This window comes from Sporanaerobacter sp. PP17-6a (assembly GCF_900095615.1).
GTDB lineage: Bacteria > Bacillota > Clostridia > Tissierellales > Acidilutibacteraceae > Acidilutibacter > Acidilutibacter cellobiosedens.
In genome coordinates this window covers 78,464-98,279 of record NZ_FMIF01000002.1, presented here as the reverse complement: position 1 = coordinate 98,279, position 19,816 = coordinate 78,464, and the positions used below count along the sequence as shown (strand labels likewise).

19 protein-coding genes are annotated in these 19,816 nt (G+C 29.4%); 7 read left to right on the top strand and 12 right to left on the bottom strand.

The window, feature by feature from the left end; translation table 11 throughout:
- Nucleotides 1-63: 63 nt before the first annotated feature.
- The gene (locus PP176A_RS01560) at nucleotides 64-819 is read right to left on the bottom strand and encodes an IclR family transcriptional regulator (RefSeq protein ID WP_128752482.1); all 756 of its coding nucleotides are present in this window, start codon (nucleotides 817-819) and stop codon (nucleotides 64-66) included.
- Nucleotides 820-1,013: 194 nt separating this feature from the next.
- Here PP176A_RS01560 and PP176A_RS01555 point away from each other — a divergent pair, with 194 nt between their 5' ends.
- From PP176A_RS01555 to lexA, 5 genes are all read left to right on the top strand, one after another.
- Nucleotides 1,014-1,463 (top strand): GNAT family N-acetyltransferase, encoded by a 450-nt coding sequence (locus PP176A_RS01555; RefSeq protein WP_071138686.1) that lies wholly within the window; start codon nucleotides 1,014-1,016, stop codon nucleotides 1,461-1,463.
- A gap of 219 nt (nucleotides 1,464-1,682) precedes the next feature.
- Entirely contained in the window at nucleotides 1,683-2,249 is a 567-nt protein-coding gene (locus PP176A_RS01550) for a sigma-70 family RNA polymerase sigma factor (RefSeq protein ID WP_071138685.1), read from the top strand.
- Complete coding sequence (locus PP176A_RS01545) at nucleotides 2,236-3,291, top strand: DUF4179 domain-containing protein (protein ID WP_071138684.1); 1,056 nt, start codon at nucleotides 2,236-2,238, stop codon at nucleotides 3,289-3,291. Before PP176A_RS01550 ends, PP176A_RS01545 begins: the two co-directional genes overlap by 14 nt.
- Before the next feature lie 439 nt (nucleotides 3,292-3,730).
- Nucleotides 3,731-4,699, top strand: coding sequence for a tyrosine recombinase XerC (locus PP176A_RS01540; RefSeq protein ID WP_071138683.1), 969 nt, complete (start codon nucleotides 3,731-3,733; stop codon nucleotides 4,697-4,699).
- A gap of 79 nt (nucleotides 4,700-4,778) precedes the next feature.
- A complete protein-coding gene (lexA, locus tag PP176A_RS01535; protein WP_071138682.1) occupies nucleotides 4,779-5,393 on the top strand; it encodes a transcriptional repressor LexA in 615 nt (204 codons plus the stop codon).
- Nucleotides 5,394-5,397: 4 nt separating this feature from the next.
- Here the strand turns inward: lexA and PP176A_RS01530 are convergent, their stop codons facing one another.
- Together PP176A_RS01530 and PP176A_RS01525 are read right to left on the bottom strand one after the other, a co-directional pair.
- The gene (locus PP176A_RS01530; RefSeq protein WP_071138681.1) at nucleotides 5,398-6,090 is read right to left on the bottom strand and encodes a ribulose-phosphate 3-epimerase; all 693 of its coding nucleotides are present in this window, start codon (nucleotides 6,088-6,090) and stop codon (nucleotides 5,398-5,400) included.
- A gap of 18 nt (nucleotides 6,091-6,108) precedes the next feature.
- Nucleotides 6,109-6,789, bottom strand: a complete 681-nt coding sequence (locus tag PP176A_RS01525) for a fructose-6-phosphate aldolase (protein ID WP_071138680.1) — start codon at nucleotides 6,787-6,789, stop codon at nucleotides 6,109-6,111.
- A gap of 189 nt (nucleotides 6,790-6,978) precedes the next feature.
- Here PP176A_RS01525 and PP176A_RS01520 point away from each other — a divergent pair, with 189 nt between their 5' ends.
- Nucleotides 6,979-7,752, top strand: coding sequence for a DeoR/GlpR family DNA-binding transcription regulator (locus tag PP176A_RS01520; protein WP_200795940.1), 774 nt, complete (start codon nucleotides 6,979-6,981; stop codon nucleotides 7,750-7,752).
- A gap of 22 nt (nucleotides 7,753-7,774) precedes the next feature.
- Here the strand turns inward: PP176A_RS01520 and PP176A_RS01515 are convergent, their stop codons facing one another.
- The 7 genes from PP176A_RS01515 to PP176A_RS01485 form a co-directional block, all read right to left on the bottom strand.
- The gene (locus PP176A_RS01515) at nucleotides 7,775-9,079 is read right to left on the bottom strand and encodes a methionine gamma-lyase family protein (protein WP_071138679.1); all 1,305 of its coding nucleotides are present in this window, start codon (nucleotides 9,077-9,079) and stop codon (nucleotides 7,775-7,777) included.
- 28 nt (nucleotides 9,080-9,107) lie between these two features.
- Complete coding sequence (hfq, locus tag PP176A_RS01510; protein WP_200795939.1) at nucleotides 9,108-9,350, bottom strand: RNA chaperone Hfq; 243 nt, start codon at nucleotides 9,348-9,350, stop codon at nucleotides 9,108-9,110.
- A gap of 3 nt (nucleotides 9,351-9,353) precedes the next feature.
- Nucleotides 9,354-10,319 carry a tRNA (adenosine(37)-N6)-dimethylallyltransferase MiaA gene (miaA, locus tag PP176A_RS01505; protein ID WP_071138677.1) on the bottom strand — a complete coding sequence of 322 codons (966 nt, stop codon included), beginning with the start codon at nucleotides 10,317-10,319 and terminating at the stop codon, nucleotides 9,354-9,356.
- A 27-nt stretch (nucleotides 10,320-10,346) separates the two neighbouring features.
- Nucleotides 10,347-12,197 carry a DNA mismatch repair endonuclease MutL gene (mutL, locus tag PP176A_RS01500; protein ID WP_071138676.1) on the bottom strand — a complete coding sequence of 617 codons (1,851 nt, stop codon included), beginning with the start codon at nucleotides 12,195-12,197 and terminating at the stop codon, nucleotides 10,347-10,349.
- Nucleotides 12,198-12,209: 12 nt separating this feature from the next.
- Nucleotides 12,210-14,843 carry a DNA mismatch repair protein MutS gene (gene mutS, locus PP176A_RS01495; RefSeq protein ID WP_071138675.1) on the bottom strand — a complete coding sequence of 878 codons (2,634 nt, stop codon included), beginning with the start codon at nucleotides 14,841-14,843 and terminating at the stop codon, nucleotides 12,210-12,212.
- The gene (gene miaB, locus PP176A_RS01490) at nucleotides 14,836-16,206 is read right to left on the bottom strand and encodes a tRNA (N6-isopentenyl adenosine(37)-C2)-methylthiotransferase MiaB (RefSeq protein WP_071138674.1); all 1,371 of its coding nucleotides are present in this window, start codon (nucleotides 16,204-16,206) and stop codon (nucleotides 14,836-14,838) included. The genes mutS and miaB overlap by 8 nt, the downstream gene beginning before the upstream one ends.
- 268 nt (nucleotides 16,207-16,474) lie before the next feature.
- Nucleotides 16,475-16,780, bottom strand: a complete 306-nt coding sequence (locus PP176A_RS01485) for a hypothetical protein (protein WP_071138673.1) — start codon at nucleotides 16,778-16,780, stop codon at nucleotides 16,475-16,477.
- A 472-nt stretch (nucleotides 16,781-17,252) separates the two neighbouring features.
- Here PP176A_RS01485 and PP176A_RS01480 point away from each other — a divergent pair, with 472 nt between their 5' ends.
- A complete protein-coding gene (locus PP176A_RS01480) occupies nucleotides 17,253-18,452 on the top strand; it encodes a pyridoxal phosphate-dependent aminotransferase (protein WP_071138672.1) in 1,200 nt (399 codons plus the stop codon).
- Nucleotides 18,453-18,852: 400 nt separating this feature from the next.
- Here the strand turns inward: PP176A_RS01480 and PP176A_RS16145 are convergent, their stop codons facing one another.
- Nucleotides 18,853-19,005 carry a hypothetical protein gene (locus PP176A_RS16145; RefSeq protein WP_159429021.1) on the bottom strand — a complete coding sequence of 51 codons (153 nt, stop codon included), beginning with the start codon at nucleotides 19,003-19,005 and terminating at the stop codon, nucleotides 18,853-18,855.
- A 157-nt stretch (nucleotides 19,006-19,162) separates the two neighbouring features.
- Nucleotides 19,163-19,783, bottom strand: a complete 621-nt coding sequence (locus PP176A_RS01470; RefSeq protein ID WP_071138670.1) for a MerR family transcriptional regulator — start codon at nucleotides 19,781-19,783, stop codon at nucleotides 19,163-19,165.
- Nucleotides 19,784-19,816: the final 33 nt, after the last annotated feature.

Below are 19,816 nucleotides of genomic sequence, written 5' to 3'. Positions count from 1 at the left end.
GATAAACATGTTTTCAAATTTTCAAAGAGGAAAGAAATAACTTTTATCCTCTTTGAAGATTTCTTAGATAAAACCAAGTTTTTGTGAAATTTCTCTTGTGTATTGAACCAAACTTAAGCCTATTTCCCTACATAGATCTTCATTCATCCTGGATGTAGGACCTGAAATACTGATTGCTGCAAAAGGCATATTATTATGGTTTAGTATTGGTGCTGCGATACAGTGTAATCCAATTTCAAGTTCTTCAAAATCCTCCGCATATCCTTTCTTTTTTATGTTTTCCAAAGATTCAATCAATGTTTTTTTATCACATATTGTGTTGCTTGTGAATTTGGTTAATTCCATCCTGCTAATTTTATCTTTTAATATTTCAGAAGAAAGATTAGCAAGTATAGCTTTTCCTACTGCTGTACAATGAAGAGGTTGCCTTCCTCCCACTAAAGTACTGATAGCAATGGAAAGAGGACTTTCTACTTTTTCCAGATATATTACCGATAAATCATGTAATATAACTAAATTAGCTGTTTCATGATACATATTAACTAATCGTTCTAAATAAGGGACAACTATATGTCTTAGAGACGAATTCACTTTGGTACCTAATCGAAATAGCTTAAGACCCAATTTATATTTTCCTGAATTATCATTTTTTTCAAGAATACCATTTGCATATAGTGTAGAAATTAAACCAAAGGTAGTACTTTTATGAAGCCCTACCAATTTGCTAATCTCCGTAACTCCTAATTCTTCATTATTTTCAAAGCAATTTAATATTTTTATTGCTCTGTCTACCGATTGTATAATTTTTTCATTATCCAATTGAATACCCCCTAACAATATTAGTGTTATATTATAGAACTATATATTATAATATAACACAAAACACTATCATTATAACATATAAAATAACAAAAAAACAACCTTATTTAAATAATAAATCATCTATTGCTTTTTATTGAATCTTTTTGTATTGTAGTATAATAAGGGTTAGAGTCAAGGAGGTAACTGATAAAATGGACTGGAATATTAGAAAATTTGAAGATTTAAATAATAAGGAATTATATGATATTTTGAGATTAAGAAATCAAGTGTTTATTGTGGAACAGAATTGTCCTTATGAGGATTGCGATAATAGAGATAAAGATGCCTATCATTTATTTTTAGAGAATAATGAAGAAATAATCGCATATTTGAGAATATTAAAAAGGGGAGTTTCATATGAAGAAGTTTCTATCGGGAGAGTTGTTGTGGATAAAAAATATCGTAGAAAAGATATAGCCAGAAATATGATGGTAAAGGCAATAGATTTTATTGAAAGAAGTTTAAAAGAAAGAGAAATTAGAATTTCAGCTCAAGCATATCTTGTAAATTTCTATAAAAGTTTTGGATTTAAAGAAGTTTCTGAACCATACTTGGAAGATAACATACCTCATATTGAAATGTTTTATAGTAGGGTAATATAAAGTAATATAACAATATTGAAAAACGATTATTAGTTTACATAATATTATTATGTAAACTAATAATCGTCTTCCTAAGCAAAAATAAATTCTTAGAAAATTTTTCTGGGAATTTATTTTTGTTTGGAGATAGATTTTATAATTTTATTACGAAATAATAGGTGAAGGAACTAAAAGATGACTACATGTAGGATTTAATTTTAGTTAGAGAAGGTGAAATTTTTGAAAATAACCGAAGAAAATTTTATACAGGAGATGAAATCAGGGAATGAAAAATCCTTAGATTATGTAATAGATAATTATGCTTGGATAATAAAAACTGTTCTTAAGAATCATCTTCATTATATTCCAAATTATTATGAGGATTGTATGAATGATTGCTTACTTGCAATTTGGGAGAATATTGATTCATATAGTCCCGAGATATCTGCTTTTAAAAATTGGGTTGGGGGAATTGCTAAATATAAAGCTATAGATTATAAAAGAAAGTATCTGAAAGAAATGAAGAACAAAAATATTGAAGATGAAATAATTCCCGTAGAAGATAAATCTTTAGAAAAAATCATTTCTAAAGAAATAAGTGAAGAGACAGAGGAAATGCTGAATCTATTGTCTCCTGAAGATAAAAATATTTTTAAAAAACTATATATTGAAGAATTTAATATGGACGAGGTAAGCGATAAAACAGGGCTTACTAAATCAGTAATATATAATAGGATTTCCCGCGGAAGAAACAAAATCAAGAATTTGTTTAATTTAAAAGGAGGTAAGGATAGTGAAAAAGTCTAAAAACATGTATGAACTGATAAATAACATGGAGTTCAACTTAGAAGGCTATGAAATACAAGAATTAAGTGATATAGAGAAGCAAAACTTAAAAAATAATTTTAAGAAGAAAAAGCTTAATTTTAAAAAGATTGTTACTGTTGCGGCAGCTTTAGTTTTAACTGTAGGAATTTTTAGTCAAACGGAAACCGGTAAATATGTATATGCCGCTTTTGAGTCAAAGGTTTCAAAAATATCATATTCTATCGGAAAATCTCTTGGCATTGAAAGAAATATTGAGCCTTATTCAAATGTAGTCGGACAAGTGAGAGAAGATAATGGAGTTGAAGTAAAATTAGGGGAAGTGATTATAGATAAAGATGAATTAATCTTTTCTACCATAGTAAATGCAAATAAGCCCGTAGAATTTGCTCGTTTTGATACTGAAATTTTTATAAACGGAGAAAAACTTACAAATTATAGTATGTCAGGAACCGGAGGAGCAATAGACGATTCTCAAGAAACAATTTTTATGGTTGATTCTGTTGATGTAAAAGGTATCGAATTAAATAAAGATGTAGATATAAATATTATATTAAGAAATATGAATTATTTTGACGGGAAAGATGAAAAAAAGATAAGCGGAAAATGGGAATTTGAATTTACTGCAAATGGCGACGAACTTGCAGCTGATACTTATACATTGCCAATGAACTATTCATTTAATATAGACAATTTAAATTATAATTTGGAGGAATTCAGATATAATCCGGTAAATCAAAAGATAATCGGAAAAATTAGAGGAGAGTCCGACAAAGATTATGAATTGGATCTGAGAGGTCAGGACAATTTAGGAAACAAGGTGGTTTTTTCATTGAGAAGGATGAGTGATAAAAATTTTATACTTGCTTATGAAAATATTTACGGAGATTTATCCGATAAAGCTGCATCTGTTACTTTAACTCCTTATGCCCGGGAATTTCCTAAAAAAAGCGGTAAGGTAAGCGGAGAATTTAAAAAAGTGGGAGAGAGCTTTACCATTAATTTAAAGTCTAAAACGAAATAAAGAATGTGATTTTGTAGGAGCGTTAATTATATATTTAAATATATTAAAAAAACCCTTTTAAGGTAAATTGGATTTTCCTCTGGGTTATAAAGAATCCTCGATAGGTTTACATAATAAAATTATGAAAACTTATTGAGGATTCTTTAACTGAAGAATAAAGATAAAAAAGATTTTATATCATTGGCAAAGTAAATTCCGTGGATATTAAAAATTACAGTATAATAAATTACTAAATAAAGTAAACAGCAGGATAATTATTATGGTTATTAGACAAAATTATAAAACTTATAGAATAAAACTAAAATAATTTATGCTAATAAAAATATTTTTATATTCTAAAGAAGGATTTTTCAATTCTTTATCGAATATATAACATTAGTCACAAAATGTTTATTTTGTGACTAAGATTTAAACTTTTTTCGAAAGGGAATGATATGATATGGAAAACATGCCGGCTATACTAAGAGATTACTTGGATTATATGGAGACAATTAAGGGAAAATCTCCAAACACGGTAAAGGAATATTACTTTGATCTGAGAACTATGCTTAGATTTATGAAAAAAAGATTTAAATTAGTGGATAAAAATATTTCTTACGACAATATAAATATTGATGATGTTGATATCCAATTGATAAAAAGAATTCGTCTTCAGGACCTCCACGGATATATTTCTTATATAGATAAACAGAGAAACAACGGCAATTATGCAAAATCAAGAAAAGTAGCAAGCATCCGTTCTTTTTTCCATTATCTTTTTAGCATAATTGAAGTTATAGAAGAAAATCCCGCTGAAAATTTAGAATTTCCCAAGAAGGATAACCGCCAACCCGTTTATTTAACTTTAGAAGAAGCAGAAAATCTTTTGGATGTTGTACAAAAAAATCCAAATGAAATATATAGGAAAAGAGATTATGCAATTATTACCCTATTTCTTAACTGCGGTCTCAGACTATCCGAACTTGTAAGTATAGACATGGATAAGATTAGAAATGATACCTTATCAGTAATAGGAAAAGGAAATAAAGAAAGGACTATTTACTTAAATGAATCATGTATAGAAGCTATTAGCAGATACATTGATGTCCGCCCTTATTCTGATAAGGAAAAGGAAGCTTTATTCTTGAGCAAAAGAAGGCAGCGAATCAGCAATAGAGCTGTTCAGCATATGGTTGATAAATATTTAAAAGATGCGGGTTTAGATACATCTGTTTATTCTACCCATAAATTGAGACATACGGCAGCTACATTGATGTATAAATACGGCGATGTTGATATCAGAGCTTTACAGGAAATTTTAGGCCATGAAAGCGTAGCTACTACTCAAATATATACCCATATAGATGACGAAAGATTGAGACAAGCTGTAAAAAGTAATCCTCTCTCTAAAATCAAGACAAAGGATTAATCTTATAGAACTTATGTTTGAATTTTGTAATTTTGTATGTTATAATTCTTGTAATAAATTTTTTATAGGAGTGTTCTATATGTATGAAGATCTAAATGCGAAACAATCTGAAATTTTAAATTTTATTAAAGATGAAGTAAATCAGAAAGGATACCCCCCTTCTGTCAGAGAGATATGCCGTGCTGTAAAACTAAGTTCTACTTCTTCCGTTCATGCTCATTTAGAAAAACTTCAAAAAAAGGGTTACATAAAAAAAGACCCTTCTAAACCGAGGGCCATAGAAATACTTTACGGTGATTATACCAATTCCAGTAGAAAAACTGTTCAAGTCCCCATTATAGGAAAGGTTACTGCCGGTCAGCCTATTCTTGCGGTACAAAATTTTGATGGCATGTTTCCCCTGCCTAAAAATTTTGTGGCAGATAATGATGTCTTTATGTTGAAAGTCTATGGAGAAAGTATGATCGATGCGGGAATATACGACGGAGATTATGTAATAGTAAGGCAACAGACTACTGCCGAAAACGGTGATATAATCGTAGCACTTATTGACGAAGAAAGTGCTACCGTTAAAAGATTTTTTAAGGAAAAAGACCATATACGGCTTCAACCTGAAAATCCTACAATGGATCCTATAATCGTTAAAAATGTAATAGTATTGGGAAAAGTCATAGGATTGTTTAGAAAAATGTAATTCTTTACATAGCATTTTTGGCAGCTTCAATCATCTTGGAGCAGCATTTTTTTACTGTATAATTTTCTAAAAACAATCCTGACGTTCCACCTGTTAAAATATCAGCCCCTGCCTTTACAATTATTGGAATTGTACTTACATTAACATTTCCATCTGCTTGAATTCTTGTCTTTAAATCTGCATCATTTAACATTTTTCTCATCTGACGAATATGTTTAACTGCTGTAGTTTGCATTTTTTGTCCCGAAAATCCCGGATTAACTGTAAGCTTTAATATCCACGGGACTTCCTTTGCCAATGATATAAAATCCTCTCCCGGCGGAGTTGTTGATTTATAGGCAAGTATTGGTTCTGCTCCGTAATGGCGGATCATACCAAATATTTTATTGAAATTTTTCACAGCCTCATAATGAACTGCTATATAATCCGCCCCATTTTTAGCGTAATTCTCTATAAATTTTTCGGGCTCATATACTGCTAAATGTACTTCAATAGGTAAATCGGTTTCTTTGCTCATACATTTTAAAGTAGGTTCACCTAAGATAAAACACCTGTTAAATTTTCCGTCCACTACATCAAAATGATAAAAAGATACCCCGCTCTTTTCTACTTCTTCCATATCCTTTTTTAGATGACAAAGGTCCATACATGATACAGAAGCAGATATGTTAATATCATTTTCTATTATTTTTTTCATCGAAGCTCTTCCCTTTATTTATAAATTATAGATAGACTTTTCTTTTCCAAAGATGTTTTCCCAATCTAAAGTAAAATCTCCTATAGCTTTTTGTATTGAAGGCATCATAAGTGAATCATGTAAAATTTGAGGTGGTACTGTTACGGCTTGTGAACCTGAAGAAAATGCATCTACGACCTGCCCTATATTTCTAAAACTTGCTGTAAGTATTTCTGTTGAATAATTATATTTATTTATCATATTTGCTGTTGTTTCTATTACCTCTCTTGGATTTATACCTATATTCTCCATTCTGTTAAAATACGGTGCAATAAAATCAGCTCCTGTTTCAAGAGCCAAAAGGCTTTGAATTTTTGTATAAACTGCCGTTGCAGTAATATTTACTCCCTTGGATTTTAATAATCTCATAGCTTTCAATCCCTCTTCGGTAACAGGTATTTTTATATATATTTTATTATCTATATTTTCAAGTATTGTTTCTGCGTCTTTTATTATACCCTCACAATTTTCAGCCACAACCTGAATATGGATGCTTTTTTCAAAGCCCAATATTTTTCGTATTTCTTTAAAATGATTAAAAAAATCAATTTTACCTTCTTTTTTTATAATACTTGGATTACTTGTAATACCTGTTATAGGAAAAATATCTTTGTACTCTTTAATATCCTCAATATTAGCCGTATCAAACATAAATTTCATTTTTCTACTCTCCCCTTTTATTTATACATAATAATATACAAACTTATTGTTTAATATTTTTTATTATTGTTTGCTCTTTATTATTATACTACTAATTGATATATATTTCAATGGAGTATTGTTGTTTTTTATCATTGAAATAATATATAATATAATTAATTTATTAGAACAAAAGGGTGATTTAAAAAGATGTCTAAAATGTTCACAGAAGAAAGACATAATGAAATACTGAATGTATTAAACAACGAAGGGAAAGTTGTCGTCAACGATTTGAGTGAAAAATTTAACGTTACTAAGGATTGCATCAGAAAGGATTTAAAAATACTTGAAAAAAGAAATTTGTTGAAAAGAACTTATGGTGGAGCTGTCCCTATACGAAAATCTGCTCTGTATGAAAATATAGACGAGAGAAGAAATTTAAATTTAGAATCTAAAGCTGTGATTGCTGAAAAAGCTTTTAATTTAATAGAAAATAATGAAACTGTATTTTTAGATATATCTACAACCAATATACTTCTTGCAAAACTTATTTCAAAATCCGATAAAAAATTAACGGTAGTAACAAATATGCTGGATATTATATCGGTTATAAATAGTAATGAAAATAATATTAAGATTATTTGTCCGGGAGGTATAGTAAATAAGGCTTTGAACGGTTTTACAGGTTCCATGACAATTGAAAGTATTTTAAATTATAGATTTTCCAAAGCTTTTATAGGTAGTTGCGGTATAAATATATTCGATAAAAGTATTACAACTTTTGATTTTGACGATGGAAATACAAAAAAAGCCGTAATAAAAAACAGTAAGACTATCTATCTTGTCATGGAAAATAAAAAGTTTTATTTTGACGGCAGTTTTAAATTTGCTACTCTGAATGACATAGATGCTATAGTAACGGAAGATTATCCCGGTAAAGATATAGCTAATATATTGGATAAAGTAAATGTAGAACTTATTTAAATAATAGAAAAATGTAAGCCGATCAAATCAACTTACATTTTTCTATTAAATTCTTTTTATATAAATTGTTCAAGCTTATCATCACTCCAAGCTTACAATGCTCATAGGTTAACCCTCCCTGATAATAAGCAAAATAAGGTTCCCTCATAGGTCCGTCGGCACTAAGCTCAATAGAAGATCCATCTATAAATCCTCCTGCTGCCATTATAACCTTATCTTCATATCCAGGCATATCCCATGGCTCCGGAGTGACATAGAAATCGACAGGAGAAGCCTGCTGAATTCCTTTGCAAAACTCTTCTACCCCTTCAGGAGTCCCTAACTGTACTCCCTGGATTATATCACTTCTTTCATCATTTAAATCCGGAACAATTCTAAATCCAAGACCTTTATAAACAGAAGCCATTAGCAGTGCTCCTTTCATGGCTTCCGACACTACATGAGGCGACAAAAACAGCCCTTGTAATGTAGAGCGGGTAGTTCCAAAGGTAAGTCCGCATTCCTTTCCTAATCCAGGAGCAGTACTTCTACAGGCTACCAGTTCTATTAACTCCTTCTTCCCTACTGCATATCCTCCGGAGAGAGCTATCCCTCCTCCTGGATTTTTTATCAATGATCCTGCCATTATATCCGCGCCTACATCAATAGGTTCCAATCTTTGAGTAAATTCACCATAGCAATTATCTACCATTATAATTATATTGGGGAATTTCTCTTTTATTTCTTTTATTGCTTCTTTTATATCATCAATAGTTAGTGCATTTCGAGAACTATACCCTGTTGATCTTTGAATAAGTATCAATTTGGTTTTTTTCGATATTGTTTCAAGTACAGTTTTTAAATCTATTCTGTTGTTTTTATCCAAAGGGACTTCTTTATATTTTATATTATACTCTAATAGAGTTCCTTTCGCATGTCCCTTAATTCCTATAATTTTTTGAAGAGTATCATAAGGACTCCCTGTAATACAAATAAATTCATCCTCAGGCCTTAATATTCCGGAAAGCACTAATGTAATGGCATGAGTCCCCGATGCAATAGTAGGTCTTACTAAAGCATCTTCCCCATTAAAAACATAGGAATAAATTTTTTCTACCTTATCTCTTCCTATGTCTCCATAACCATATCCTGTTGTCCAATGAAAATCTGATGAACTTAATTTTGCCTTATGCATTGCGTTAATGACTTTATATTGATTGTATTCCTTTATTTCATTAATATCATTAAATTTATCCTTGATTAAACTTTCCCTCTTAAGTGTATAATTAATAACTTCTTCTTTTATTCCGAATTCCTTGCATAATACATTCATTGTGTACTTGTTCATTTGTTATTTTCGTCCTTCCGGTTTTGTATTAGTCCTCTTCTTCCAAAATTTTTCCTGAAACGTTAAGAACCTTAGTTGGAACTATAGTTGATATAGCATGTTTATATATTAGCTGTTGTTTTCCATCAGTATCCAGTATTATTATATAATTGTCGAAACCCTTTACATATCCCCTCAATTGATAACCATTAATCAAAAATACGGTTATACTTACATTTTCTTTTCTTACCCTGTTTAAAAATACATCTTGTAAATTAATAGCTGTTTTCAAAATTTAACCCTCCTTGTTTTTGTTTAGATTTAATTTATTTATAACATATTTAATAATATGATCGGAAACCTCTTCTATGCTTTTGTAATTGTCTAAATTAACCCATTCGATATTTTTTTCCCTTCTAAACCAAGTCAGTTGTCTTTTTGCATATCTTCTGGAATTAGTTTTAATAGATGATATGGCATTTTCCAATGTAGTCTTTCCTTTTAAATAAGGAATGATTTCTTTATATCCTATACCCTGCATAGAAACCAATTCTGGGCCATAACCCATTTTAAGCAGCGTATTTACTTCTTCTATTAATCCCTCCTCTATCATTTTTTCAACTCTTTTGTTAATCCTTTTATATAATTTTTCCCTATCCATAGTTATTCCGATTATTACAGCATTATAAGAATTATTCCTTTTTCTGAAATCTTTATAATAATAAGACATAGGTTTTCCGGTAGTATAATATATTTCCAATGCTCTGATTATTCTCTTTTTGTCATTCGGATTTATCCTTTTGGCAGAGGAAACATCTACTTTTTTCAATTCTTCATAAATATACTCCATTCCATAATTTTTACACAATAAATCATATTTATTTCTCAATTCCTGATTAGAAGGAACTTCAGTAAAAGATAAATTATATATAAGAGAATTAATATAAAATCCTGTTCCTCCTGTAACTATAGGTAATTTATTATTCTGGTCTATTTTATTGATATAGTATTTTGCTCTTTTCTTGTAATCCGCTACGGAAAACTCTTCATCTGGGTAAACTATATCTATCATATAATGAGGAATATTTTTCATTTCTTCAAATTTTACTTTTGCGGTTCCTATATCCATATATTTGTATATCTGCATGGAATCTGCCGAGATAATTTCTCCATTTAAATTTTCAGCTACGGATATGGATATGTCGGTTTTTCCTACTGCAGTCGGTCCTGCTATAATACAAAGAGGAATTTTTTTAGGCATCAAGCTCATCCTTACTATTTTATTTAATTATATAATTCTTTTAAATTCTTTTTCTAAATCCTTTCTGCTCATCTTTATAAATACAGGCCTTCCATGAGGACAAGTAAAAGGATTTTCTGCTTTTCCAAGTTCATTGATTAAACTATCTATTTCCATATCATGAATTTTATCTCCACCTTTAATTGCACTTGTACATGCAATTTTCATGATTTTTTCGATTTTTACTTCATAATTACTTTTAATATTATTATTCAGCGAATCTATTATTAAATATATCAATTCCTTATTATTGGGTTTTCCAAATATTAAAGGCACTCCTCTTATTAAAATACTGCTATATCCGAAATCTTCTATTTCAAAGCCCAGCTTGTTAAAAAGTTCTTTATTATCCTTTACTAAATTTAGCTCATCATTAGTTAAATCTAAGACCTCTGGACTGATAAGCATTTGAACTGCCACATTTTCATTTTCATATTCCTTCTTATACTTTTCATACATAATTCTTTCATGAGCAGCATGTTGATCTATCAAATATACATAATCATTAATTCTGTCTTCCAATAATATATAAGTTGAAAACAATATTCCAACTTTACGGCAATTTTTAAAAATGTTTTTGATTTGGACGGTATTATTATCTATAAAATTATATTCTTCATGAGGTTTTTGGGTATTGTTTTCTCTTTCATCGATAACTACTATTTCTCTTTCATTATAATTATTATAGCCATTTTTTTGCTGTTCTTCAATTTTTTCATTATAATAATCATAAACATTATCATTATAATGTTTATCATCTCTATTTTCTGTAACTATATCTATATAATCAATATTTTCTTTGGATTTTTCATCTTTCTTACTTTCTGTAAAATTTATATCGTGTATTTTCAAACCGCTTTTTAAACTATCTCTTATAATTCCTTGAACTACATCTTTAACAGCTTTTTCATTTTTAAATTTTATTTCCTGCTTTGTAGGATGAACATTTATATCTATTAACTGTGGATCCATCTCTATAAATAATATAAAGACAGGATATTTGTTTATAGGGATTAGGGATCTATAACATTCCTGTATTATCCCCGATAAAAAATAGCTTTTTATATATCTGCCGTTTATATATATATATTGATGACTTCTGTTCCCTCTGTAGACGTTGTTGTTTGATATGAGACCATATACTTTTATGCTGTCATAAGTGCTTTTAACTTCAATCAATCCCTTTAAAATTTCCTTACCTAAAACAGAATATATGCAGGAAGATAAATCTCCATTACCAGGAGTTTTTAAAGTCATTTTGTTATCCCTAATATATTTAAAAGATATATTTGGATTTCCCAAGGATAACTTATTAACTATATTGCCTATATAGTTTGATTCTACATTTTCATCCTTTAAAAATTTTTGCCTTACAGGAAGATTATAAAAAATATCTTTTACGATCATGGTGGTTCCATCCTGACAACCTATAATGTTCTTCTCTTTAATCTTCCCGTTTTCTACCAATACCTGAATACCCATGTTGTTATCACGAGTTTTTGTCAAAGCTTCAACTTTCCCTATGGTGGATATACTTGCTAAGGCTTCTCCCCTAAATCCCAAAGAATATATATGATTTAAATCTTCAACAGATCTTATTTTACTTGTAGAATATCTAAAAAAAGCATAGTCTATATCATCTTTGTCTATTCCTGTTCCGTCGTCGGTAACTCTTATATAGGACTTCCCACCATTTTTTATCTCAATCACTATAAATTTTGATTCCGCATCTATTGAATTTTCTATAAGCTCTTTTACGACCGAAGCCGGCCTTTCTATTACCTCTCCTGCCGCAATTTGAGCTTTTGTTTTTTCATCTAACAGTTTAATTTTTGACATACCATTTTCTCCCTATAGATTTTTTACGTTTTCAACCAGTTTATATAATATATTCATGGCATCCATCGGAGTAAGTTTTAATATATTTATATTTTTAATCTCTTCAATTAATTTATCCTTTTTAATTTGGAAGAGATCAATTTGATTATTTTTATTCTTCTTTTTTATTTTTGTCTCGGAAGATGACTTTTTATCATCTGTGATACCGGAATTCTTCATCTCAATCTCTGCTAATATTTCCTTTGCTCTGTTAATGATACTCTCATCTATTCCTGATAGTTTGGCAACTTCTATTCCATAGCTTCTGTCACTGCTTCCTCTGACAATCTTTCTTAAAAATTTAATACTGTCTCCTTCTTCTTGTATCATTATCGTAAAATTCTTAACCCCGTCAATCTTATCTTCCAATTGAGTTAATTCATGATAATGGGTGGCAAAAAGAGTTTTAGCTTTAATATGTTGAGCTATATACTCTACAACTGCTCCTGCAATACTTAATCCGTCAAAAGTACTCGTTCCTCTCCCCACTTCATCTAATATTATCAAACTTTTTTCCGTGGCATTTTTAATTATATTAGCTACTTCATTCATTTCTACCATAAAAGTACTTTCTCCCTGAGATAAGTTATCTGAAGCACCTATTCTGGTAAATATTTTATCTACAATTCCGATATCCGCCGAATCTGCCGGCACAAAACATCCTATTTGTGCCATTAATGTGATTAAAGCAACCTGTCTCATATAAGTAGATTTTCCGGCCATATTAGGTCCTGTGATAATGAGCATTTTATTTTCTTCATCTAAACAGGTATCATTGGGAACAAAAAATTTATCATTATTCTCTAACATCTTTTCTACAATTGGATGCTTTCCGTTTTTAATCTCTATTTTCTCTTCATTGTTTATATGAGGTCTTACATAATTATTCTTATAGGATACCTGAGATAAAGAATTCAATACATCTAATTTAGAAATAATCCTACTTACTCTTTGTATCCTATCCATTTCCTTTTTTATATCATCTCTAATTTGTACAAACAATTTATATTCCAAATTAATCATTCGATCTTCTGCTCCGAGAATTTTAGCTTCCATTTCTTTTAATTCGGGAGTTATAAACCTTTCCGCGTTGGATAGAGTTTGTTTTCTTATATAATTATCAGGTACTAAATCTAAATTTGCATTGGATACCTCAATATAGTATCCGAATACTTTATTAAATCCGACTTTTAATGACCTTATTCCGGTTTTTTTCTTTTCGGATTCTTCTAAATTACTTAGCCAGCCTTTCCCATTATGGGATAGATTCCTCAGTTCACATAACTCTTCATTATATGAACTTTTTATTATCCCTCCGTCCTTTAACGATACGGGAGGGTCATCAATTATGGATTTGTCTATCAGATTATAAACATCTTCCAAACAATCGATTTCTTTTCCTAATGTAATTAACGGTTCATAAGTGGAATTAATAAGAAGGTCTTTAATTAAAGGTAAATTTTCGAGAGAAATTTTCAATGAAATTAGATCCCTTCCATTGCAGTTTCCATTGGAAATCTTACCTGACAATCTCTCTAAATCATATATTTTACTTAAGGAATCTTTGACCTTATCCATAAATATAATATCATTTACAAAAATGTCTATTATATCAAGCCTTTTATTTATATCCCTTATGCTTAAAAGAGGTTGCTCCAACCACTTTTTTAAAAGTCTTCCTCCCATTGCAGTAGAAGTTTTATCAAGTATCCACAATAAAGAACCTTTTTTTTCTCTTCCCCTTATGGTTTCCACTATCTCCAGATTTGTTCTTGCATTAATATCTAAAATCATGTATTCATTGAATTCATAATAGGATATATTTTTTAAATGGTCAAGAGAATTTTTTTGGGTACTGTATAAATAATCTAACAGCACTCCCATAGACCTTATGGAATAGTTTTTATTAAATAAGCTGTTTTTTTCATTAACGGTTATATTAAAATGTTTCTGAACTTTGTCTATATAATCCTCTTCATCTATTATACCGTCATCATACTTATCTATATAAGCATTTATCCTATTTCTGATAAAATTCATAATCTTTTTATTGTTATAAAGAAGTTCGTTGACCAATATCTCAGAAGGATTTATTTTCCCTATTTCATCTAATATAAAATTATAAATATCCTTTTCATTTCCCATACATTCCGTTGTATATACTTCTCCTGTTGAGATATCGGCATAAGTAAGGCCTACCCCTTCTTCATTCATATATAAAGATGCTATAAAATTATTTGATTTCTCATCTAAGGCATTTGTATCAGTTATAGTTCCTGGAGATATGATTTTCACTATATCTCTTTTCACTATACCCTTTGCAAATTTAGGATCTTCCAATTGTTCACAGATAGCAACTTTATATCCCTTATCAATTAATTTCGCAATATAAGGTTCTACCGCGTGATGAGGTACTCCGCACATAGGAGCCTTTTCCTTCTGGCCACAATCCCTTTGAGTAAGAGTAATTTCCAACTCCTTAGACGCAGTAAGAGCATCTTCGAAAAACATTTCATAGAAATCTCCAAGCCTGAAAAAAAGAATGCAGTCTTTATAATTAGATTTAATTTTTTTATATTGATTCATCATCGGTGTTAAACTACTCAAAGATATCCCCTCCAGCAATGCTGTTATCCAATATATGTCCTTCCATAGTAAAAGTTTTGGTGGTATCTATTTTAACATTGATCAGTTTTCCTATAAGATCTTTGTTTCCTTTAAAATGTACCAATTTATTTGTTCTCGTTCTTCCCGTAAGCATCTTTGGGTTATTTTTACTGATTTCTTCGACCAGAACTTCTACAGCCTTGTTATTGTATTTTAAATTATTCTCATTAAAAATAGGATAAAGTTCGTCCAGCAAAGTTTGAAATCTTTTATGTTTTATTTCATCCGGAACTTGATTCTTCATTTCTGCAGCTTTTGTCCCCTCCCTTACGGAATATATAAAGGTGAAGGCAGAATCATATTTACATTTTTTAGCCAAATCGATTGTTCCCTCGAAATCTTCTTCTGTTTCTCCCGGGAATCCTACTATTATATCCGTCGTTAAAGCAATATTAGGTATTCTCTCCTTAATCTTGGATACTAATGATAAATACTTTTCTTTTGTATAGTTTCTGTTCATAGCTTTAAGAATTTTGTTGCTTCCGGACTGAACAGGAAGATGAAGGTGCTCGCATACTTTGTCACATTGAGCCATAGTAAGTATTAAATCGTCAGAAAGATCTTTAGGATGGGAAGTCATAAATCTAATTCTTTCGATACCGTCAATGTCATTAAGATTTCTCAATAACATTGAAAAATTGTAATCTCTGTTTAGAGTTTTTCCGTAAGAATTAACATTTTGTCCTAATAAGGTGATCTCTTTGCATCCTTCTTTTGAAAGCTTTTCCGCTTCACGAATTATATCTTCCGGTTCCCTGCTTTTTTCTCTTCCCCTCGTATAGGGCACTACACAGTAAGTACAAAAATTATTACATCCATACATTATGTTTATAAAAGCCTTATAAGAATATTTTCGCTTTGCATCTATAGATTCTTCTATTTGTCTGGACTCCTCTTCAATATCTACGATGGTTTTACCCGTCTGGAGATGAGTATCAATTAATTGAGGGAGCTTCTGAATATTGTTTACTCCGAATATTATATCAACTTGTTTATATTTTTTTAATATAATATTTCTTATTTCCTCTCTTTGCATCATACATCCGCACAGGCATAATATTATATCAGGTCTTTTTCTTTTTAATTTTTTTAATTCTCCCAGTTTACCGTACACTTTTAATTCGGCATTTTCTCTTATAAGACATGTATTATATATAATTAAATTGCTATCTTCAATATTATCTGTATGTTCATATCCGATATTCTCCAACATCCAAGCTATTTCTTCACTATCGTGTTCATTCATTTGACAACCGTATGTAAAAATACAATATTTGCCTTTTTTATAGTAACTTTGTTTCATTTATTATTTATCTCCTATCTTTTTATATGTTTTAATTATAGCATATTTTTTACAAAATAAGCAAAACATAAACTAAAAAGAATTGTAAGACCGACTTCTACTGCTCAATGGCATATATTTAAATTATAAATTAATAATTCAAAAATAAAGTAATCGGACCTGTTTACTTTGCTTTTCCGATTACTCCTCTTCTATTTTACCAAAATATTCATGTTTATACAAGATTATTTTTAAATGTAAAGCAACTACTTTTTATTTAGGCAGTTATTCAAAATATAGATTCCAGCCAAGTTCCCCAAATAAAATACAAAGGAGGAAAGAACATAATGACCATTATTAGATTTCCGAACACTCCGATTTTCCCTATCTTTTTAATAGATGGTATTGTATTCTTGTTTTTATTACCAATGATACCCAGAATAGTTCCAAGAATACAGCATGAATACATAAACAACCACTCGGAACCATACAGTTGTATTTTTAAAGGAGTAAGTACTTGAGCTAAAGCAAATACAAATAAAAGAAAAGAAATAATTTTTAAAGCATTAAATACTGATTTAAAGTTAATAAACATTTATATCTTCCTCAAAATTAATTTTTATTTACATCAATCAAATTTCAAATACATCTTATGTTAAGGTTCAACTGCAGAGATTTTGAACCGTTTCTTTTCCAATATGTGATTTCAATACATCTTATGTTAAGGTTCAACTACTCTGAAATACATAATTATTCTTTGCAGAAAATCTTTAAAAGGCTGTTGTTTTCTCGCTTTTATTATTATTTTCCCAACCATTTTTATTAAATTTATTTATATAATTATTATATCCTTAGAATAGCTGTTTTGCAATAATTTGAATTAAATTAATCCATAACTCCATCAATTTTAAAAATATTTTTAAATATTTAACAATAATTTATGAATTTTATGTTAAATATTTAATTATATAGAAGTATATCATTTATTTGAGCTTTGTGTTATCATAAATATGGATAATTAATATAGTAAATGTATTTTCGAAATTTTTATTAAGGAGGTTTTTCCAATGCATTTTTCTAAAAGAATAATTTCTATGCAGCAGTCACCTATTAGGAAATTAGCTCCTATAGCACAAGAGGCAAGGAAAAAAGGTAAGAAAGTATATCATCTCAATATAGGTCAGCCTGATATTAAAACTCCTGATGAATTTTTTGACGCAATAAAAAATTATAGAGAAGAAGTTCTTAGTTATGAGTTGTCTACAGGTATGCCGGAATTAATAAAAAGTTTTATTGAATATTATAAAAAGCATAACATCTATTTTGATGAGGATGAAATACTTATTACAAATGGCGGAAGTGAGGCTCTTATATTTTCTTTAATGGCCATATGTGATGATGGCGAAGAAATACTTATTCCAGAACCTTTCTACACAAATTATAACGGTTTTAGTACTATGACAGGAGTAAAGGTAATTCCAATAACTACAAAAGCAGAAGACGGATTTCATTTACCTGACAAATCGGAAATAATAAAATTAATATCTTCTAAAACAAGAGGAATACTCTTGTCTAATCCGGGAAATCCCACTGGAACAGTATATACTGAGAAAGAAATATATATGCTTAGAGATATAGCAAAAGAATACAACTTATACATAGTTGCTGATGAAGTCTATAGAGAGTTTATATATGATGGGTTAAAACACATTAGTTTCTGTTATTTGGATGATATAAAAGATAACGTTATCTTAGTAGACAGTATATCGAAAAGGTATAGTGCATGCGGGGCTAGAATTGGATGTGTTGCTTCAAAGAATAAGAAGCTGATTAAGGAAATATTGAAACTTTGTCAAGGAAGGCTTTGTGTTGCAACTTTAGAACAAGTAGGTGCTTGTAATTTAATTAATGTTTCCGAGAGATACTTTGAAGAAACTAAAAATGAATATGTAAGAAGAAGAGATACGGTTTATAATGCATTGAAAGAGATGAAAGGAGTTATCTGTGAAAAACCCCATGGAGCTTTTTATGTTATGGCCAAACTACCTGTTAAAAATGCAGAAGATTTTATTATCTGGCTTTTAACTGATTTTAGTATAGATAATGAAACTGTAATGATGGCTCCAGCAGAAGGATTTTATGCCACAAAAGGCCTTGGAATTGATGAAGTAAGAATTTCTTATTGCTTGAACGTAAAGGATTTGGAGAGAGCTATGTATATACTCAATGAAGCGTTAAAGGTTTATCCGGATAAAAAAATATTATAAATTAAGAAAATCTTTTTTGAAATCCATATTAGGAGTAAAGTGACATATGCCAGAAATTTTATTAATTGCTATGCAAATACTTAATATTTATCTGTTATTTTATACAAGAAAAAATATATATACTTGGTATTTGTACCATTGGATTGGGGGGATATTGCCACTAATTCAAATTGTAATATTAACAAAAAAGAAGAGGGAGTCTACTAAATTTTATTTATTAAGAGTAATTATTTTGTATACAATATCAATATTTTTCTTTTCTGTTGCTCTTATATGGATACTTATGAAAGATATATTTAAGATATGGTCTAAATAAATGTTTTAAAAAATAAAAATACCTCTAATTAATACTTAATCAGAGGTATTTTTATAATATGTGCAATATAACGAATTTCATAAATTAATCCTCTTGAATAAGAATATTTTCATATAATTCGCATACATCACAATCACAAAAACCTTTATTATTATTTATGCAAGTTATGGCTCCGCACTTTTTATAATCACATATTTTTTTAATTTTGCTTTTTTTCTCTATGCATTTTTTCTTCATAGCTATTCGCTCCCCTTGGTTCATTATAAAAATAATAACATATAATCGAAAAAATTTCAATGATTTTTTAAAAAAATGCATAATTTGTTTTTGAATATTGCAAATACAAATAAATATTTTTGAATGACAATTTCAAAATGAAATTTAAAATTATCGTTCATTCATTTTTGCCAAACTTGAATATTCTCTTAAAAAAATTGCTTTCACTATTTTCTCTCCTATTTATTTTTTCCTTCAATTCTGCTACTTCATATGATTTTTCTTTTACTTTCATTTTAAGCTTAGCATTTTCACATATAAGAACATCCCTTTCTTTACTGTTTATTTCATTTCTCAACATTATTATTTCTTCCTTTAATTCGTTTATGGTATTAATGCTATGTTCGTTTCCGTTTTTTAATATAGGGACCAATTCCTCCAAAAGTAATTGCTGAACATTTCCGCTGATTTCTTTAGATATTTCCGTTGTATCAATATTTGCCACATCAAAACTTTTATTTGGCACTATGCTGGTTATGGCTGTTTCATCTTGGTCTGACATCATCATTTGCGGAGTTTTTATTATAAGCTTTATTTGCTTATTACTAAATCCCTTTTCTTGAAGTGATTTAATATACTGAAACAATTCTATTTCTTTATACGTGTAATATCTATGATTTGATTCATTTCTTGGAATATCCAGCACAAATTCTTTTTCATAATACCTTAAAACATGTGGAGGATATCCGGTAGTTTCAGATACTTCAGAAATAGTATATTCTTTGTCAGTTTCCAACATCTCTATTCCCCCTCATTAAAATCCTAATATTTA

What these genes read in the sequence shown, in the direction of transcription:
- PP176A_RS01555 (WP_071138686.1), top strand. Translation starts at nt 1,014, where the DNA reads ATGGACTGGAATATTAGAAAATTTGAAGATTTAAATAATAAGGAATTA.
- PP176A_RS01540 (WP_071138683.1), top strand. Translation starts at nt 3,731, where the DNA reads ATGGAAAACATGCCGGCTATACTAAGAGATTACTTGGATTATATGGAG.
- lexA (WP_071138682.1), top strand. Translation starts at nt 4,779, where the DNA reads ATGTATGAAGATCTAAATGCGAAACAATCTGAAATTTTAAATTTTATT.
- PP176A_RS01530 (WP_071138681.1), bottom strand. Translation starts at nt 6,090, where the DNA reads ATGAAAAAAATAATAGAAAATGATATTAACATATCTGCTTCTGTATCA.
- PP176A_RS01525 (WP_071138680.1), bottom strand. Translation starts at nt 6,789, where the DNA reads ATGAAATTTATGTTTGATACGGCTAATATTGAGGATATTAAAGAGTAC.
- PP176A_RS01520 (WP_200795940.1), top strand. Translation starts at nt 6,979, where the DNA reads ATGTCTAAAATGTTCACAGAAGAAAGACATAATGAAATACTGAATGTA.
- PP176A_RS01515 (WP_071138679.1), bottom strand. Translation starts at nt 9,079, where the DNA reads ATGAACAAGTACACAATGAATGTATTATGCAAGGAATTCGGAATAAAA.
- miaA (WP_071138677.1), bottom strand. Translation starts at nt 10,319, where the DNA reads ATGCCTAAAAAAATTCCTCTTTGTATTATAGCAGGACCGACTGCAGTA.
- mutL (WP_071138676.1), bottom strand. Translation starts at nt 12,197, where the DNA reads ATGTCAAAAATTAAACTGTTAGATGAAAAAACAAAAGCTCAAATTGCG.
- miaB (WP_071138674.1), bottom strand. Translation starts at nt 16,206, where the DNA reads ATGAAACAAAGTTACTATAAAAAAGGCAAATATTGTATTTTTACATAC.
- PP176A_RS01485 (WP_071138673.1), bottom strand. Translation starts at nt 16,780, where the DNA reads ATGTTTATTAACTTTAAATCAGTATTTAATGCTTTAAAAATTATTTCT.
- PP176A_RS01480 (WP_071138672.1), top strand. Translation starts at nt 17,253, where the DNA reads ATGCATTTTTCTAAAAGAATAATTTCTATGCAGCAGTCACCTATTAGG.
- PP176A_RS16145 (WP_159429021.1), bottom strand. Translation starts at nt 19,005, where the DNA reads ATGAAGAAAAAATGCATAGAGAAAAAAAGCAAAATTAAAAAAATATGT.
- PP176A_RS01470 (WP_071138670.1), bottom strand. Translation starts at nt 19,783, where the DNA reads ATGTTGGAAACTGACAAAGAATATACTATTTCTGAAGTATCTGAAACT.